Genomic DNA, 19,030 nt, shown 5'->3' on the forward strand with positions numbered 1-19,030 from the left:
ATGCCTGTTGGTGAAGGGAAATTCAAGCTTTATGCCAAGTTGCCGGCGCCTTTGACGGCTGGTTTGTGGCGGCTGAGAGCCGATCAGCATTTCACGGCACAGTCCGGGGATGCAACGCTGGACGAGAACGATCTGCGCGTAAATCAGGAAAACATCCACTTGCGTATACGGTCGCCGAGATACCTGTTGCCGCCGGACCAGATCCTGTCTACTTACCCACCCGCAAACTCGTTTGGGAGCTATGGAAGCCGCTTGCCGCAGGTGGTTATCAAGCGCCGAACGCTGCCTTGGGAGCGTAGCCTTGATGGTGCACCGGAATACACTCCCTGGCTTGCTCTGGTTTTGATTGCCGAGGGCGAGGCAAAACTTGAAACCTCAGTGGATGTGAACAACTGTGTAACAGCCGGCGTAGAACTTGAGGGACTGAAAGAAGTTGCGAAAGGCAATTGCCTGGTTGCCAAACAATCACTGATTCACCGCGTTTTCCCTACCAAGAACGACATTGATCTGTTGGCCCATGCCCGGGAAGTGGACATCCGGGACACTGAATTGATGATGGGAGATGACGACGGTTTCCTCGCCGTTGTGATCAGCAACCGCTTGCCCCTGCCGGGCAAGGATGAAAACGGAAATGACGCACCGGTGAAGTACCTTGCGTGCCTGATCAACCTGGAAGGCCAGTACGATGTGTTATTGAACCGCTCGCCGGATCCGGCACCCACCTTCGTAACAACGTTCGTAACCCAGCACCTTTCGTTTCATGAGAACTATGCACAGAACGATCATGTCGTCATGGGGACTGCGCTTGCGCCCGGGGGCCCGGGCATTAATCCAGTCGACCTGGGTGAACTGACCAACCCGGTTCCGTTGGCACAAGGTATTAAAGGCTCTCATACCACCCGATACCAGTCCGGTGTGGCGACGGGAGGGGGGGCAAAGCCTTTTTCAGGAAACGGGCAATGGTCGATTTCTCCAACTGCCAACGACACATCGGCGAAAGTTGCCCTGCAGATGGCGGCGCCTTTTCGCAATGTCGATGAATTCCAGGTGCTTCCTTATGACCCGGAATATCGTTTTCCGGTTCTTTTGCACTGGAGCTTTACCACGACGGGCGATACCACTTTCCGTTCCCTTATGACTAACCTTGATTCCCGGTTGCTGGGCGACAAGGGCAGTTCTGCAAAGCCTCCAAGCGGGAGACTTCCCCTTGAAGTGGCGGAGAGCGGACATGTCGGGCTGGGGCACCAGACACGCGAAGGCGACCGGGTACGCGCTTGGTATCGCGGTCCTCTGGTGCCACACCCGACGAAAAATTCCGGCTCTGACAGGCTGAAACTTGCTCACAGTTCGGATCAGCTCAGGATCGTGATTCCCGATGGTCGGGAGGACCTCTCGCTGGCGACGGCCTTCGAAATCGGACGGCTACTGACGCTCTCCCAGCCCTCCATTATTGCCTCACTGATGCGCTGGCGACAGGCGGATTACCATGCGGCACGCCTGCATGCGCTAATGACCGCTAACCAGAGCCTTTGGGAAGAGGTGCTGGGTGTCGGTTTTGAGAAGATCGACGCTCACAGGATAGGCCCTCTGGTAGGCCGTTTGTTTGCAGACGCCATCGCTAAAAACCCGGAACAGTTCCTTGGTAACCCCCGTGCCCGGGTTACGGCCGGTCGACCGCTGGAGTTCGAAGGCAAAGCAACGGCCGTTCTGGCGCGGGGGCTTGGGCTGAAAAAATCTCTTTTTACCGGAGACCTCACCAAAGTATTCAATGGGCTGCGTGATGCCAAGATTCCGAGGGATAACCTGATGCTATCGGAACTCGGACGCGTCGATGTTCGGGATACCCTCGGAGTCGATCTCGACAAGCAACGCATCGACCTGGTTTCCAGTGCGCTTTCAAACAAATTACTGGATGACCATCTGACTGGCCCGGCATTTCCGGTAACAGACCGTTTCAGGGTCGACGTCGTGAATGACAACCTGGATGTAATCCTGCGCGACCCACGGCGTCACGGCTTCACGGATGAGGACGAATCATGATCAATATAAGCAGCGATATTCTTGAGCACCTGGGCGCAGAGCTTGTGAAAGCAGAGCGAGTTCCCGCTACAGAATTCAAACCCGACGAAAACACCGCTATGCCGGCAGAGCTCCGAAACTGGCTCGTTCGGCTGCGATTACTGGAAGGCGTGCCTTTTGCCAACCTGGTCGCCGACAGCGAACTGCTTCCACAGGAATCCATTCGTTGGTTTTACCTGGATCGGCGCTGGACGGACGCCGTCGTGCAAGGTGCACTGAGCGTCGGCACAGTGAACAGCGACGACCGAATACAAATCGAAGCTCAGTACGCCGCCATTCGCGCAGAGCTGGATACTGAGGAACGGAATGTTAGACGAGTCGAAGGCATGGCCAGATTCGCCGGACAGCCAGGCCCCATCACCGGTTTTCTGTTGCGGTCTTCTGCCGTATCCGGGTGGCCAGGCCTTCATGTCCGAGCGTTCAACGTGGACCTGGTAGACAAAGACGATGACCGCTTCCCGGAAGACGACCCTCGTCGAATCCGGCTGCTGCGACTTGAACGGCTCGCCCCGGCTGTGCTGCTTTGCATATTTGATGGAATTCCCAAGGTCGTCCATATCGAAGAACCGAGGCAGGGCATCCAGTTCGGGTTTATGCACAAGGACAACGGCAACCAACGCTCAGCCAAGCTGCGCCCCCGCGCTAAAGCTGACTTTGAGTACCTGGATAAAGATGGTGGAAAGGATATAGACGTTCCCTTCCGGGTTGGCTCGTCTGGCGTGGTAGATATTCGCCGTTTGTCTGAAGCCCTTGAGGCGCATGATGAAACAGGTGCCAACGAAGACGGCTTGAACAGCGCCGAATACGCTCTACAGCTCATTCAGTTTCCGTGGCGACAGGTGTTTGGCGAAATTCAGGTGCCGCCAATCCATGAAATGTTCCGGGCCTCCATCGAGTATGTGTCGATGGTCAATTCCACCTTCAAGCTGTGAGGCCCGCCATGTTCAAACATTTGCTCAAAAAGAAAATACTCGACAAAGCCGTCTATGACGAGCGCTGGGCATGGCTTGTCAGGGCAAACACAGACCCGGGTTCAGTTACAACCTGGGACCCGAACCTGCGCCGAAGCAAACGCATACTGGTTCCCATTGATGTTCAGGCCTACGTGGCCAACGATGCCAACCGGGAAACCCTGGTACCTGTGACAGGAGGGCCGGGTGATCCATTGCCGTTTGCCGAAGGCACAGTGCCTGAGGCTGGTATACACCTGCACTGGGCGCTACCCGACGCGTTGCTCAGAGGCGGCGATTCGGCGGCAGGCGGCGAACTCGAGATGACCGAACTGCCCGACCGCTGGGTGGTTATTCGTTCCCTGTTTCCTGTGGGTATCAACCGACCCATGATCCGAGGCTGGGTGGTGGATGCAAAGAAAGGATCCATAACACCACTGGATCAATATAAGGGGGCAACTCATAACAATGAGGACAAACCTACCTTCGACCAACTCGACGGGACGATTGGGGGATCGCCCCTGTGGACGGCATCCTATCACGCGAGTGCAGGGCGGTTCGGCTTCCACGATGCACTGGAGGATCTGCCCAGACTGAAGAAAGTTGCGAAGGACGGCTTCGAGAATAACGTGGCTACCTACGTGGTGGCAGGCTGGCATACCGATAGCAACAAGGACCCCCTGGCAGTCAGCAAGGCAGATTTGCTGGACGTACTTTCAGAGCTTGGCTGGCAGCTTGATCCAGAGGCCGAACCGCCCGGCAATGAGCCGGACCTTGCAGTGGCAGAGCGGTTACTCGCCAAGGGCAAGTTTAAACAACCATCTGACACAACACCCACAAAAATCATTTCCCGCGGTAGAGAAGAGACGTTTACTTACATTGATGTAGTCCCGGATATGGCCTTGCCTGTTCATAAAGCGGCCAAAGTTTTTATTGCTCAGAAACCACCTGCGTTTCTGTCGCTATTTCACGGGATGATTACCGGTGTGCCCGTGGAGGCAGCGCTGCCAGGCGCGGATGAGCGGCCCCGAAACGCGTCGCTGTCTGTTTCTGCGGGTTTTGATACCGACGATCTTGTGACTGCTCTCGGCGCTCAAACCTTAGGGGGCAGCCTGTCTCAGAGACGTGCGGCAGAAATGATAGCGGCGGCCTTTACCAGCGATCTCATTGACAGGTTTGGAACCCAGGATGGCCTCAGAGATATTGCCGAGCGCGAACACAATGACATGTTCAGTTCATTACCCGGAAAGCCTTTGCCTTCAGCGAAACTCGACCACCTGAGAGCTGAGGACTCGGCATCGGTAAATGCCACCACGGTAGGGCGCAAAGGTCGGACCAAGCTCGCCAGCCAAACCAAGGATGAATACCCCAGCCCCCTTGCACAATGGCGGGACAAGGTCGTTTTCAGACCGGCCGGCAAGGCATTCAAAGAGCCAGCGAGAAATATTGACGATAAGTCCGCTAAAGATAAAAGTGTGCCTGGAAACCGGCGCACTGTAGAGCGGCCAGCTCCAAGGATATTTATCCCTCAGCCGCCCTCCATTGCCATAAAAGGAGCCCGGCCCAGCCTGCGTCATCATTTCGATGGTTTGTACGACGATGAAGGCCGTTTGCGGTGCCGTTACCCGAACGAAGCCGTAAAAGGTATCAAAGGCGTCGTAAAAGCTCGCGACCTTTTACCGACACTCGGGTCCGGTGCCATTCCGCCTGAGGTTCTGGCAGTCGTGCGCGAGGCCATGGTACTGAACCCTTATTGCAGCCGCTGGCTGGCCAACGCCGCCGCTGACAAAGAAGAGAATCGTGTTCAGTACCAGCATCGCATCGAAGGTGAAATGCTGCGGATGTTTTCCGTTGACGGGCGTTACGATGGGAGTGGGGTGTATACGCTGTCCGATAGCGTAATCAGTCCGCAGGCACCGGGAGAGGAAAACTGGCGCTCTGTATCTTTTTTCCAGACCGCTTTGAAGAAGCAGGCCGCGGCCGAACTGAGCCGTGCTTCATACCTCGAAGGCTCCAACCCAGGCCCCTTGGGGGTGACCGCATGGCGACAGCCCTGGGTTCCGCTATGGCTTGAATGGCGCGTAGAACTGGAAGGCTCGACCCGGATCAGTGATTGGGAACTTGGCCAACTGGAAATGATTCGTGGTGGCGATGCGGCTGACATCCAGTTGATCGAGATTGCGGGTCGCAGCCCGATCAACAGGGGGCTTGGCACTGCGCTCCACAGCGGCATCGAACGGTGGATAAAAGCCGAACAGGAACGGGAGGCCACCAATGATTCTCTCACTGCTTCACAGCAAAGTTCACTGGAATCACTGGCGGATTTTCTGGAGCCTCTGGACCTGGCTTCAGCTTCGTTAGATGGAATCCGCGAACAGCTTTTAGGGCTCAACTATCGCGGCGGGTTTTTCTCTGCCCCCGAAGCCGATGATCGCCCGGAGGTGGTCGCAGACCCATTGCCGTTGTTTGGTGGCACTCTCAAATTCAGCGCACTGAGGCTGGTGGATGCATTCGGGCGGGTTCTGGATGTGCCCACCAACAACATCCACACGATTACATCGTTAGAGATCAGCGACGAGCCCTCGTCCATGAAAATGTCCGCAAGGATACAAGGCGGGGCGCGCTGGTTGTTTCGCCTGGTTGATCCAGCCTACCTGGGAGAGCCTTTGCTCGCACCGGAAGCCTTCGTCAATCAATTGGAGCCGGATCTCGCGGTTAACCCTGTCGCCGGTTTCCTGCTCAGTGATCACATTGATGAATCTCTGGAGATCTTTGATATTAAAGGCAATGCTCTGGGCCAGATAAGCCATCACGAGCTCACGGGTGCCGTGCGCTGGGAACCTGCACCGGGGCGGCCACTTCCGCCGGGAGCTGGCCCCATGGCAGAGCTGCCACCCAGTGCCACACCTTTGGGCAAGCTGGCAGCCGGCGTTATCCGGTCAGATGTCCGGCAACGCGATGGCAAGCTTCCTCAATCTGAAAGTTCTTTGACCGCGCTTCTCCGCGCAATCGATACCACCCTCTGGACAGTAGACACCTACAGCACGCTTGGGTCGTCAACAGTCGCCGGGCTGGTTGGCCGTCCGATTGCGGTGGTGAAGGCAACGCTGAGGCTCGATATTCCTGATGATCTGGACAAGGTTCGGGTCGATTCAGAAGAAACAGCCAAAGCCAGACGTGCGGCTTTTGACGCCTTACGGGATGAGTCTTTTCCCGTGCGTTTGGGCGACTTGCAGAGAAGCGACGACTCGTTGCTGGGTTATTTCATCGACGACAATTACGACCATTTTCATCTGGTCGACAAATCCATAGCCGCTCTCGCCCGGGATTCCGGCCGCCGTCGTGGCCAGCTTGGCTTGCTCGGCCAAGTCCACATACCTGGTGTTCAACCCTTGGATCACCCCTATCTGTTCAGCGACGACACGCTCTATATCAAACCCGGGCAGTCATATCGACTGACGTTGCTGATGCTTCCAGCGGGCAAGGTAAACCTGACGTCAGGTGTATTGCCCAGAAAATCTCTGGCGTTGAATGATGCGTGGATCAATAGGGGACTGAAACGTGTTATTCCCTCAGTAAGAGTAGGGCCGGTGCTGGTAGATCCGGAGAAAATCAGATTGCCAAAGGTGAATCTGTTGGGAGATCGACAACAATTCACTAAACGTACAGGGCCACTGACATGGAGAGATGATCCGATCGTTTCAGCGAGCCAATCCGCCTTGTTGCCGCGTATGCCCCATGAATTTCAGGAAGGCTGGATTCGGATAATCGAGGAGGATGAATCATGACTAACGCATCCACCGACCCTCGCATTGCCGCGGAAAAAGCCTGGGAGCGCAGGCGAGACAGGAAATCTAAAAAACAAAAGAATTCAACCGCTCGCGATGCCTTTCTCGAGGGGAGTACAGGTTTTGTAGACCGCCAGGCCCTGTCAGCGTCTTTAAGTGCATTCATGACACAGGCGGAAATTGGCGAATTTGGTGAGCCTGGCCGAGCACCGGGGCCGTCACCGATGGCAGGGCCTGCACCTATGGCTTTTGCTGTTAACAACATCAATCGATGGGTGCCCATTGGACCCTCTGTGGTCAGGCAGGGGCAGGCAGATGGACGGCCCCGAGTATCCGGGCGAGTCCGTGACCTGGCCGTCAGCCCCGATGGCGTGCGGGCCTATGCAGGAACCGCCAAAGGCGGCGTCTGGTACACGGGCGATGGCGGCGCTACCTGGGAACCGCTTGGTGGCTGGGCCAACGAGCCCAGACGGATAGGTGGGAACGTAAGCGCGTTTGCCTCTGGTTGCCTGCTGGTGTCATTTGGAGCCAATGCGGCAGCTGATTTCGTGATGCTGGGAACGGGAGAAATTGGTGCCCGCCAGCGTGCAACGGGGCACACGGCAACCCGCGGTATGGGTATCCTTGTAGCAACGGGCCCCGCCAGTGCGGCGTTGGATGGAGATCCCTGGGAAACGGAAACCGGCATCAATGTTCTGGAAGGTGTTTCGGTAGATCGCATGGTGAGAGTTCCAGGCGCTGTGGTTGGCGCCAATGGCGACCAGGTAATCGCGGCGACATCCGGAGGTTTGTTCCGGGGCACCCGATCCATGGTAGGCGCCGATCTGGGCTTCACATGGATCCCGCTGCAGTTCCCACCGGCTCCAGCAGTGCCGCCCGCTCGAGGTGTTGCGACCCAGTTCGCCGACCCTACGGATCTCTGCTACGTGGGCAATCGGCTCTTCGTCTGCTTCAGTCATACCGGCGTTGCCTTCTCTGATGACAACGGCAATAGCTTTGCATGGGCAACGATGAACTTTCTTCCGCCCCCGACAGTACCTGCGGGCAGTAGACTGATAGGGCGAATGAGCATTGCGGTGAACGATGATAATAACCAAATCTACGTGTTGGGCGAGGTGGATACCAACCCTTTTGTCAACAATTCCCCCCTTGTTGCCCACGTCTGGCAGATTGCTAATCCTGGTGCGATCGCACCCGCTGTGCCGATTGCCACCCCGCTCAACAATGTGCCCACTACGGCCAATCTCTGGCCGGGGCAGAGGGACTATGACCAAGCCATAGTGGTAACAACCCGAACAACAGCCGTCGGACCTCCTCCAGTCAGAACGGACCGAGTCTATATTGGCGGCTCTCTCACTTGGTTGGCAAACTGGAACGCCTCTATCTGGGCGTTCGATGTCATTGGAAACAATCTGGTTCCATCGCCTGGCGTTTCCGACCAACCCGCTGGCACCACCCACGGTGCAAGTACCCCGGGCCTCATAGGTAACGCAGTTCACCCCGATGTTCATAGCCTCCGTAAGGCCACCAATTTGGATGGATCGAGCCAGATCTGGGTAGGGTGCGATGGTGGAGTGTTCGTGTCGCTTCGTAACGGACAGAGCAATACGTTTGCCGCAAAGAACGTAGGGCTTTCCTCCATCGAATCGGTGTTCTCCGCGAATCACCCCACTTCCAGTCACTTTGCCATATTGGGATGCCAGGACAATGGCCGACAGGTGAGGGTGGGCAGCACAGTCTGGGAATTGAAAACCACCATGCAGGGTGATGGCGGCGGTGTCGTTTTCCATCCTGTGCAGTCACATTACGTGATGGGACAGTTTACCAGTGCAAACTGGGCGTGCGATCCTTCCTCACGCTATGTGGAACCGTGCAATGTTGCAGTCAACGATGCAGAGTCTGCAGCCAGTGGTTTCTATTCAGGCATTGCCGCGATCCGCCGTGCAGCTGGAAATCTTGGACGTATTGCCCTGGGTACCAATCGTGTCTGGATTACGGACGATCTGGGAACCAGCAACCCCAATACCTGGAGAGTGCTGCCCATAACAGCTGCCGGTATTTTTGTGCAGGCAAGAGATCCGCGTCCAGGCGGCAGAGGCCCCAGTACGCCCGCCAACCTCGCTTTTGGAGTGCCCGCAGGTGCGCTTGGGCCTGTTGTTACGGTGAAGTGGTCGGATGAGCGAACGGTTCTCGCATTGTTCAATCAAGGTGTTGTTCAGTACCAGGAGAGCGTAGCTAACCCTGGGCGCTGGACATCGACAATCATACTATCGCCTGGCATGGTGGCTCCCGCAGCTCCGCTTGTTGTGCCGGCGGCAACGTTTTTTACGGATATTGAACCGGTTCCTGGAACGAGCGATTTCTATCTGACAGGAACCGGTCAGACCAGCCAGTGGACGCCTGCGATCCCTGCCGTCGCCCCAAACCCCTCCGTAGCAGCTGCCCCGCCTCTTCCAGCGCAAGACACCTGCTATTACTTTGACAGTGCCGCAGGCGGATTCCGTCTAACCGGGCTGGGAGCAATCCTGCCGCCGGTGCCGCCGATTCTTCACAGTCCAATCGACCCGGCTTACTCGGTCGTTGTCGATCCGACAAACGTGAATACGGTTTATGTGGGTACCGCATCTGCCGTTTGGAGTGCCAACAAAATAGCCGGTAACGCTCACAGCCCGTGGCGGCTGTTTGTTAATGGCCTGCCAGAGTGTACCGTTCAGGATTTGAACATATGGGCCGATCCAACCGGCGCAGCAGGCTCACCGCGCCTGCTGCGGGCTGCGCTTCAATCCCGGGGAGTGTGGGAAGTTAACCTTGCTGCCGCTGAACCGAGCCGAACCTATCTGCGGGTGCACGCACGAGACGACCGCCGCATCTTTCCAACGCCGATGCAGAACCCCAGGCGACGACCGGCCGCACCAGCGGAACGATTTTTCGCCAGCCCTGACATTTGTATTCGACCGGAAGCGCCGGTTACCAACCCGCCGTCATTTCGTGGTACGAATCTCTTGAACGGTAGTCTCCGTTACCAACTCTGGACATTCCAGACTGCATTCCGCTGGATCTATCCCAGCATTATTCCGGATGGCCAATGGAGTGATCAGTTTGGCGACCTGGTGGAGAGGCACCGCCGACTGTTAGGGCTTCCAAATGCCGGTTCCCGGCGTGTAGATGCTGCTCTCTGGACGGCCGTGATGACCGCTGCTCTGGATGAAAACGGCTCTCCCGGCGTTTATCGGGCACCATGGCAAAACGCAGTAGTACCTGATCTTCCTGGCTCTGAAATCGACCTGATGGAAACGGTGATACCACGACGAAATATAAATGATGTTTGGCAGGTCTACCGGGACCGAAGCACTGTCGACGTGTTATTGCATCATCGTGACACCCGACCAGTCGCGGCTAACGGCTCATTCGCTGTTCTTTTGTGGCGTTCAGCCCCCTCTCAGAATACCTTGTTGGCAACCGACTGCACCAATCTCGTTCCCTTCGCCAGAAGCCTGACCGGCGGCGTTCCACAACCGATACCCGCAGGATGGAATGTACCCCTGGCCACTGATGGCACGCCTTTGCACAGGTTGTCAGTTCCTTTGGCTGCGCGCATGCCAAGGGCTGTCTCTATCAACATCAATCTTTCAGCAATACCCACAGGGCAACGCGTTCTGATTGTCGCGATTGCAGGGTCAACAACAGACCCGTTTTCGGCGGTTCCCGCCGGTACGCTGGATCGGGTGGAACGACTCGTTCGACACTGGCCACACGCGGCAGCTCGTGTGATTAGTGTCTGGCGTAGGCCAGGCACCCAACTTTTCCCATAAGAAAGGACGCCATCCATGGACTTTGATGCATTAACACTCGTTCTGCTGGTACTGGTTATCCCGGTGTCTTTCGTGCTGTCCGCTGCGGCCGGGCTTGGCGGCTCACTTATCCTTATTCCAGGGTTGATGATCGCCATTGGAACCCGGGAAGGCATAGCTGTGGCGGCACTGCTTCTTGCCTGCAACAACATTGCCAAAGTGGTGGTTTACCGGAAAACGCTGCCTTGGGCTGCGTCAGCATTGGTTGCAGCAGCTGTGATCGCCGGAAGTGCTTTGGGTGCCACACTTATGCTGCAAGTGCCAGAGGCCTGGGTTCGATATGGGGTTGCAGCCATGCTTTTACTGACACTGGCCGGTGACTTTTTTACTCAGGGGTCTGTCCGCAAGGCATGGGCTGTATTTCTGGCGTTTGTCTCTGGCAGCACATCCGGCTTCTCCGGCACATCCGGCCCCTTGAAAGGCATTGCTCTCCGGAGTCTTCAGCTGGAACGATTCTATTTCGTTGGTGCTGCCTCACTGGTCTCGATGCTTGGGGACATAACCAAGGCTCTGGTGTTCAGTCAAGCGGGCCTGATCACTACAACCCATTTAATACTGGCAGGTGGGTTGGTCCCGGTCATGGCCGGTTGCACGTTACTGGGGAGAAAGATCAATCGCGAAGTCGGGGAGAAATGGTACAGCGTGTTGTTCTGGACAGTAATGGGCGGCTATCTGATCCGCTTGATGGTGGTGTAAATGACCGACAGGAAGAAGCAGGATCAAGGGCAGGCTTACACCACCAGCGCACAGAAGCCCGAGTGCCAGCATAAGAACGAGCCTTGCGACGGAGAGAATCAAATAGACAAGCCCGATTTCGATGAGAAAGATGCCAATGTTGCACCAAGACGCAAAGCATCGGGGCCTAACATGCGAACCCGGAATCGTTCAGCAGACCTCGGGGAAAACTCTTCAGTTCAGCCACCGGAGAAAACTGGAAAGCCTCCTGAAGCACAGATCAAAGATGATCTGCCCCCTGAGCACGAGCGCTGATCATGGCAACTATCATAGACCGTTTCGAACTCGACTTCGCAGCGACAGGAGGCCAGGCCGGCACCATCACTGAGCCCAGTATTGCGTGCTCGGGGAAACGAATGATGATGACAGGCAACTGGTTCAGCTCACGCTCAATAACGGGAGGTAAAAGCTGGACGTTTATCGATCCATACACCGAACTGCCAGCTACGGACTCCGGCTTTTGCTGTGATCAGCTTGTCCACTATTGCAAATCCCGCCGCCTTTGGATCTGGTTGCTGCAGTTTTCCAAGAATGCCAGTGGTAACCTGATCCGGGTAGCTGTGAGCTCCTCCGGTGCACCGGGCACATGGACCTGGTGGGACACCCGGCCAGGAGACCTGAATGAAAGCTGGACTCAGGTCTGGCTGGACTACCCGGATATGGCCGAATCCGACTCAAACCTTCTGATCTCGTTCAACGTGTATTCCACAACCGCAAATCGTTGGCAAAGAGCTGTAGTTCTGAGATTGTCACTGGACCAGCTGAAAGCCCGCGAGCCAATTACCCGCGAAGTCTGGTCGACAACCGGTTTCGGATCTCTGCGTTTTGCCCGGGGTTCGGGCAGTACTCCTGTATTTGCAAGCCTCAGTACCAGCAGCCCGTCACTAGAGCTATTCCGCTGGCCAGACTCAGAGAGCGGGGTATCGCAGGTTTCAATACCCGTGACGCCATGGAGTGATGGCCCATATGGTTCAGATTCAGACCCTACCAGCGCATGGATGAATCGCCTGGATGACAGAGTTACGGCTGGATGGGATTGCGATGGCGTTCTGGGTTTTGCATGGACAGCCTCTGCCGACGCACAACACCCTTATCCCTTCATCAGGGTGGTTCGCATAGATAAATCAACCAATCAACGAATTGATGAACCGGATCTATGGAACTCGGACCGGGCCTGGGCGTACCCGTCTGTCAGTCCAAACCAAAGGGGAGATGTGGGCATAGTGGCATTTTGCGGAGCAGGGGGGAGACACCCGACATTAGGTGTCGGCTGTCTCTCTCCCTCAATACGTCTGTGGGATATGACTCTGGAGGCTGCCTCAACCCATATGCCAGCGGCTCAAGCCTGGGGTGACTACCTTGATATACAACCAGACCCCCGGCGAAAAACCTACTGGATAGCGTCCGGATTCACGCTCAGAGGCGGGGGGAGCAGGAATAATATCATTCCCCGGGTTGTGGTTTTCAAACCCTGACGCCTCAACCTCGCCCTCCATGATCACCAATAGTGCATTTTCTTTAAAAGGTTCCGAAACAGGGCATCTCAACACCGGGGAGACAGCCCTGGTAACCCCATTGTATTGCCTGTCATAACGCGCCACTCCTGCCTCGATACACTCGCCTTTCCCATTGGCATATGTAATGCATGCACTTTTATCATTATTTGCCATTGGAGTATGCAAGATGGGACGGAGAGTAATTCACTGTGATCACTGAGCGGAACACGACAGATTCCGGCAAGGCTATGTCCTGCGGGGGAGTGATATGCACTCCGCACCAACAGGCAAGTGAAGCGGGCCTGAAGATACTCAACGCTGGCGGTACCGCCATTGATGCAGCTCTGGCTGCCAGTGCTGCATTGTGTGTGGCCTTTCCTCATATGACCGGCCTGGGCGGTGACGCCATGTGGCTGTTGAGTGACGGGCACAAAGTGGATGCAATTCTGGGGCTTGGCCAGGCGGGACAGCGCCTGCCAGATGCAGGGTCTATTTCCGAAAGAGGGCCTGCCTCTGCCGCAACCACTGCCGGCGCTCTCCGTAGCTGGTCGTTAGCCCAGAATCTTAGCCGCGAACATTGGGGATCACTCCTGGAATGGAAAGACCTGTTGGCGCCGGCCATTGATATTGCCGAGCAGGGCGCTGTGGTCTCTCAATCGCAGGTATTCTGGCAGGATCAGAGAGCTGAACTGATTGCCGGGGCGCCGGGCTTACAACGCCTTTGCTATGGGGAAGACAACCAGTTCCGCAAAGAGGGCAGCACGTTTTTACAGCCAGAACTGGCAAAAACCCTGCGGCAACTGGCCCATGCCGGTGTGGATGACTTCTACGACGGGGAGGTCGCCAGCGCCCTTGCCAAGGGCTTTGCATCAATAGGCAATGGCCTTACAGAAGAAGACCTTCAAAATACTCAGGCTGAACTGGTTGATCCCATAAAAATCCGCTACCGAGAAGGCTATCTGTTTAACATGCCACCGCCTAGCCAGGGGCTTTATACCCTGAGAGCGCTGCATGCGTTGGACAGGGCAGACATCAGTGCAATGGAAAACGGTGGTACTGATTATTACCACCATCTGGTGGAAGCTATCAAACTGCAACTGGCAAACCGCAACCGGGAACTGTGTGACCCTCTCTTCTCAGCTATTGACCTCAGATCCCAGTTGTCAGCCGCTAACGCAGATGCCGATTTTGCGCGTATAGACCCCTTGCAAGCTTCCGTCTGGCAGGAGCCTGCGCACCCTGCGGACACTGTCTGGTTCGCCGCCACTGACAAAGAAGGCCGCACTGCCTGTGTAATCCAGAGCCTATTTCACGACTTTGGTTCTGGCTGTCTTATCGGCGACACAGGCGTGCTCTGGCTTAACCGCGCTGCGGGTTTTAATGCAGATCCGACGCACCCCAATGCCTGGGGTCCGGGAAAACGGGTGGCACACACTCTGAACCCGTCCTGTTACCTAGCGGATAACGGAGAACAGTTTTATTTCGGAACACAGGGAGGTGATGGTCAACCACAAACCCAGATGGTACTGGCCACGCAGTTGATCGATTATTCCCAGTCAATTGAAGCCGCTTTGCATGCACCGCGCTTTCTTCAGGGCCGCAGCTTCTTTGGCAGTACCGAAAACCTGAAACTGGAAGCCTCAGTGGACAAGACTGTTGCCAGCGAACTGGAAGACCGGGGCCATGATATCGAGTGGTTACCCGTGTTAAGTCCCTTGTCCGGCCAGGCGGGGATTATTCGCATACACCCTGACGGACGGAAGGAGGCAATGCATGATCCAAGGGGCGATGGTGTCAGTCTTGGACAATCAAAAGAACTAACGGAAGTTCCATTATGATAGAAATGATTCTTGCCTGTGTGGGCCTGGGTATCGTCGCAGGTATTCTGGCTGGCATGCTGGGCATTGGCGGTGGGGTGGTTATTGTGCCGGCCCTCGTTATCATCCTGAACCATCAGGGGTATCCAGCGGACTATGTTGTTATTTCGGCAGTGGCGACCTCACTGTGCACGATCATTTTTACCTCCATTTCGGCCGCCCGCGCCCAGATCAAGCGTAAAGCTGTAGATTGGGATATTTTCAAACGCTGGGCTTTACTGGTGGTGATCGGGAGCTTTTTGAGCGGGTTTATCGCCGGGCAGCTTCCCCCTATCGTATTAGAGACCGGCATCGCCGTTTTCCTCTTTATCGTCTCCATCATTATGCTTAGCAAGTGGACACCAAACCCGTCCCGTTCTATGCCAGGAAAGGCCGGCACCTCGGTTCTTGGCCTTTTCAGCGGCATGCTCTCAGGCCTGGCAGGCATAGGCGGAGGGAATGTTATGGTTCCCCTGATGGTTTTCTTTAACGTGCCTATGCAGAGGGCCGTAGCTACATCCAGCACTCTGGGACTGCCTTTGGCCCTGGTCGGCACTATCGGGTATTTAATATCAGGTTGGCAGCTATCGATCACCGACTGGAGCCTGGGGTATGTGTATCTGCCTGCGGCGGCTTTGATTGCCGTATTCACCGTCATCATGGCGCCGGTAGGCGTGGCCTTGAGCCATTATATTCCTGCACCCACACTCAAACGGTGTTTTGGCGCCTTGCTGATGCTCGTTGCTCTACGCATGCTGTACAACGCCCTCTGATTTTCCAGGCTGCCATCGGCCAATTAAATGTTCTACGTTCTACGAATCAAAAACCTGAAACTGAGAAAGGCTATACACCGTATGGAAATCGACAGAACTGGAAAGTTCGATGGGGTTTTTCTCAAAGGTATCACCCTGAGAAGTGGAGCTTTTCCCTCTCTTGGCTCTTTCACTTTACTTCACGCGGGGCCTCCATTCTCAGGCACTGATATTCCATTGCCTGTTCGCAATGCGGCCATACATGCGTTGATCTTTGAGCATCATGCTGAAACACGGGATGAGGCAGCCACACTGATTGACTCTGGCAAGGTCAGTTTTGAACCCGCTCAGGACTGGGGTGTGGTCACCCCTCTGGCTCAGGTAATTTCCGCATCCATGCCTTTGTTTGTTATCGGAGATGACAACCACCAAGCATTTGCTCCAGTGGTTGAAGGTGCTCCCGTGGGGCTCAGGTTTGGTTCGTCTGACCCGGCATGTGTGGAGAATTTACGGATCCATACGCAATTTTTAAAGCTTGAACTGATTCCGCAGCTAAACAAAACTCCGGTCAGAATGGCTGCCGTTATCGAAAAGGCTTTGGCGGAAGGTAATGAGTGCCATTCGTTAACTGACCGTGCAAATGCGGCCTTGCTGGAGCAGGTGGATGGCTTGTCCGGCCCTTACCGGAGCCTTCTTGAAAACAGCCCGGGATTCGTTCTGCCAATTATTATGGGCGCCTGTTCCTGGTGGCTCCAGTTTGGCTCAGCCTCCCATGACAACGGAAACGGAGTGGTTGCTGTTGGTGGAAATGGCGTGAGCTTTGGAATTCGCCTCAGAGGCAAAAAACACTGGAACACAGTTCCGGCGAAACCACCCACAGGTAACCGCTTCCCCCAGCAGGAGAACCGACCGGTTGTTGGAGCAATAGGTGACAGTGCTGTCGTGGATTTTTGTGGGTTGGGAGGCCAGGCACTGGACTGTGCACCTTCACTGGTATCTGAGTGGCAAAAGCTACTACCTGAAGATTGGCAAATCAGGCCGGAATGTACTCTTTGCGCAGATACAGGTGTTGTCAGCCCGACAAAAGTAGTCCAGCACCAAAGAGTTCCCATCGTTAACCTTGCACTTGTAAGTGCCGATGCGATGGGAGGCATCCTGGGTAAAGGCTTTTATGAACCCGACCTGGCCGTTTTCGAAACCAGCACAGGCGGTGCGACACAATGAGCACCGTAAGAGCCAGCGAATACTTGTGCCAGCAACCAAAGTAAAGAGGAAAAAACTTATGGAACCCAGGCCCTATGATCTGTTGCTTAAGTCAGGGCGCGTAGTCGATCCCGCCAACCGTATCGACGGCTTTCTCGACATTGCGATTAAGGATGGGCGAATTGCCGCAGTAGAGGCTGATATAGCGCCAGATCTGGCAAATGAAGTATTCGATGCAAAAAACCGACTGATCACCCCGGGCCTGATCGACACGCACGCCCATGTGTTCGAACACGTAACTGGACGTTTCGGGCTTAATCCAGACAGTTGTGGCGTGCGGGCAGGGGTGTCTACCCTGGTTGATCAGGGCGGTCCCAGCCTGATGACGCTACCGGCTTTTCGACACTACGTATCCGAACCGGCTAACAGCCGTGTATTGTGTTTCTTGTCCGCATACCTGGTAGGGGGGCTGGAAGGGCATCACTATCCTCAGCTGTATGGCCCGGAGGATGTGGATGTTACGCGCACTATTGATGTCGGCCTTGCTAACCGTGACCTGGTTAAAGGCATCAAAGCCCATGCGGAGGTTGGCGGCAAGTCTCGTTGGGGAATGGAAGTTATAAAACAGGCCCGGGATATCGCAAGGGGTATCGGGGTGCCACTCTACATCCATCTGGGGCAGATATGGCCCGAAGCGGGCAAAGGTATTGAAGACCCGGATACGGTTATCGAAGAACTGGTTCCTTTGATGCAGGAAGGTGACATCCTGGCTCACCCCTTTACCCGACATCCTGGCGGGTTTATCTCAACCAAAACCGGTGAGTTACACCCGATCGTCAGAGCCGGGTTAGACCGAGGACTGCGGGTGGATGTAGGCCATGGTTCCCACTTCAGTTTTGAGATGGCGAGCAAGGTAATCAAGGCTGGAATACTGCCACACACCTTGGGAGCCGATATGCACGGATACAATACAGATGCAGGGCAGACCAAAGCAGCAGATTTTGAATCCAGCCCATTCTTTGGCAAAACCCGCTTCTGTCTCACTCATGCCATGACTGAGTTGTTGGCCTTGGGTGTGCCTTTAAGCGATGTGGTTTCCACGGTAACGAACAACGCAGCGGAAATGCTGGGCATTGGTGATGAAATCGGTAGCTTGTCAGTAGGCCAGATTGCTGACGTAGCCGTGCTGGAGCATCTAACTGGCCGATTCACACTGTCGGACAACAGTAATATGACCATTGAGGCTACTGAAGCAATCAAGCCAGTGTGCTCATTTCGTGAAGGGGTTCGTTACGATGTGAACAGTCCGGTCGTTGTAGATCCCCTGGAGCTCGCGAGTTGATCTTTGACGACGTTGCTGTGTTGCAGGCGGCGCTGGATTTCAAGCGCCGGAATGCTGCTATTGCACTTATCACGCTTATTCGGAGAGATGGCTCCGCTCCCCGACCACTGGGAAGCCAGATGGTGGTGACTGGGGAAGGGGAGTGCGCGGGCAGTCTCACCGGGACCGGCTGTGCGGACAGTTTGATTGTTCACGAGGCATGTGCAGCTATCAAAGAGGGCATACCCAGGACTTTACGCCTGGGAGCTGGGTCTCCCTATCTGGACATTCGCCTGCCCTGTGGAAGTGGTATTGAACTCTATATCGACCCTCTGCTTGATATTTGTACCCTGGAGTTTCTGCTTAGTGAGTACAGGGCCCGCAGGCCGGTTGCCCTTGAGACAAATAGTGAAACTCACTCTCATCGATGTTTCCTGGGGCAGCCTGTTTCGCCCTTGCCTCCTGATGTGCTCAGGCGATGGATATACCCTCGCCAGCGTCTTATCGTAATCGGGCAAGGCCTCAATGCAGTGGCTCTGAGCCAGGTCGCCGTTGTCAGCGGTTACGACGTGTCGGTTTTTTCACCAGATGAAGCAACATTAACGGCCGGGCGCCAGTCGGGCGCAGACGCAATCCGATTAACGTCGGCGAAGACATTTCCCCCCCCGCCATTGGATGCATGGACCGCCGCCGTTACTATGTTCCACGATCATGATCGGGAGATCCCCGTTTTACAGAAACTCCTGGAAAGCCGTTGTTTTTACCTCGGCGCGCTCGGAAGTCGACGCACCCACTCTCTGCGACTTGCGACATTAAAGGATCTCGGATTGACAGACAGCACCCGACGACTACACGGCCCAGTGGGACTGGATATCGGCGCGCAGTCGCCAGCAGAAATTGCCCTGTCGATCCTCGCTGAAATAACCCACGTTTACCGTACGGTGGAGCGACCGTTGCTGGAAGTGGGGGTAATCACAACACAGGCTCGTTAGTTAATTT

12 protein-coding genes are annotated in these 19,030 nt (G+C 55.6%); all 12 read left to right on the forward strand.

Features of this window, described 5'->3' with window-relative positions; genetic code table 11:
* A complete protein-coding gene (locus tag CPA50_RS07685) occupies positions 1-2,040 on the forward strand; it encodes a hypothetical protein (protein ID WP_096781819.1) in 2,040 nt (679 codons plus the stop codon).
* Positions 2,037-3,011, forward strand: a complete 975-nt coding sequence (locus tag CPA50_RS07690) for a hypothetical protein (RefSeq protein ID WP_096781820.1) — start codon at positions 2,037-2,039, stop codon at positions 3,009-3,011. Before CPA50_RS07685 ends, CPA50_RS07690 begins: the two co-directional genes overlap by 4 nt.
* An 8-nt stretch (positions 3,012-3,019) precedes the next feature.
* Positions 3,020-6,817, forward strand: coding sequence for a hypothetical protein (locus CPA50_RS07695; RefSeq protein ID WP_096781821.1), 3,798 nt, complete (start codon positions 3,020-3,022; stop codon positions 6,815-6,817).
* Positions 6,814-10,629, forward strand: a complete 3,816-nt coding sequence (locus CPA50_RS07700; RefSeq protein ID WP_096781822.1) for a hypothetical protein — start codon at positions 6,814-6,816, stop codon at positions 10,627-10,629. The genes CPA50_RS07695 and CPA50_RS07700 overlap by 4 nt, the downstream gene beginning before the upstream one ends.
* 15 nt (positions 10,630-10,644) lie before the next feature.
* On the forward strand, positions 10,645-11,364 hold the full coding sequence (locus CPA50_RS07705; RefSeq protein ID WP_096781823.1) for a sulfite exporter TauE/SafE family protein: 720 nt from the start codon (positions 10,645-10,647) through the stop codon (positions 11,362-11,364).
* A complete protein-coding gene (locus CPA50_RS07710) occupies positions 11,365-11,658 on the forward strand; it encodes a hypothetical protein (protein ID WP_096781824.1) in 294 nt (97 codons plus the stop codon). It begins immediately after the preceding gene.
* Between the two features lie 2 nt (positions 11,659-11,660).
* A complete protein-coding gene (locus tag CPA50_RS07715; RefSeq protein WP_096781825.1) occupies positions 11,661-12,878 on the forward strand; it encodes a hypothetical protein in 1,218 nt (405 codons plus the stop codon).
* Positions 12,879-13,108: 230 nt separating this feature from the next.
* Positions 13,109-14,737: a gamma-glutamyltransferase family protein gene (locus CPA50_RS07720; RefSeq protein ID WP_227519528.1), complete on the forward strand. Its 1,629-nt coding sequence runs from the start codon at positions 13,109-13,111 to the stop codon at positions 14,735-14,737.
* Positions 14,734-15,528: a sulfite exporter TauE/SafE family protein gene (locus CPA50_RS07725; protein WP_096781826.1), complete on the forward strand. Its 795-nt coding sequence runs from the start codon at positions 14,734-14,736 to the stop codon at positions 15,526-15,528. The genes CPA50_RS07720 and CPA50_RS07725 overlap by 4 nt, the downstream gene beginning before the upstream one ends.
* A gap of 81 nt (positions 15,529-15,609) precedes the next feature.
* Positions 15,610-16,731 carry a DUF1116 domain-containing protein gene (locus CPA50_RS07730; protein WP_179397163.1) on the forward strand — a complete coding sequence of 374 codons (1,122 nt, stop codon included), beginning with the start codon at positions 15,610-15,612 and terminating at the stop codon, positions 16,729-16,731.
* A gap of 58 nt (positions 16,732-16,789) precedes the next feature.
* Positions 16,790-18,052 carry an amidohydrolase/deacetylase family metallohydrolase gene (locus tag CPA50_RS07735; protein ID WP_096781828.1) on the forward strand — a complete coding sequence of 421 codons (1,263 nt, stop codon included), beginning with the start codon at positions 16,790-16,792 and terminating at the stop codon, positions 18,050-18,052.
* Positions 18,049-19,023 (forward strand): XdhC family protein, encoded by a 975-nt coding sequence (locus tag CPA50_RS07740; RefSeq protein WP_096781829.1) that lies wholly within the window; start codon positions 18,049-18,051, stop codon positions 19,021-19,023. Before CPA50_RS07735 ends, CPA50_RS07740 begins: the two co-directional genes overlap by 4 nt.
* The last annotated feature ends 7 nt before the right edge of the window (positions 19,024-19,030 follow it).

This window comes from Marinobacter sp. ANT_B65 (assembly GCF_002407605.1).
Lineage (GTDB): Bacteria > Pseudomonadota > Gammaproteobacteria > Pseudomonadales > Oleiphilaceae > Marinobacter.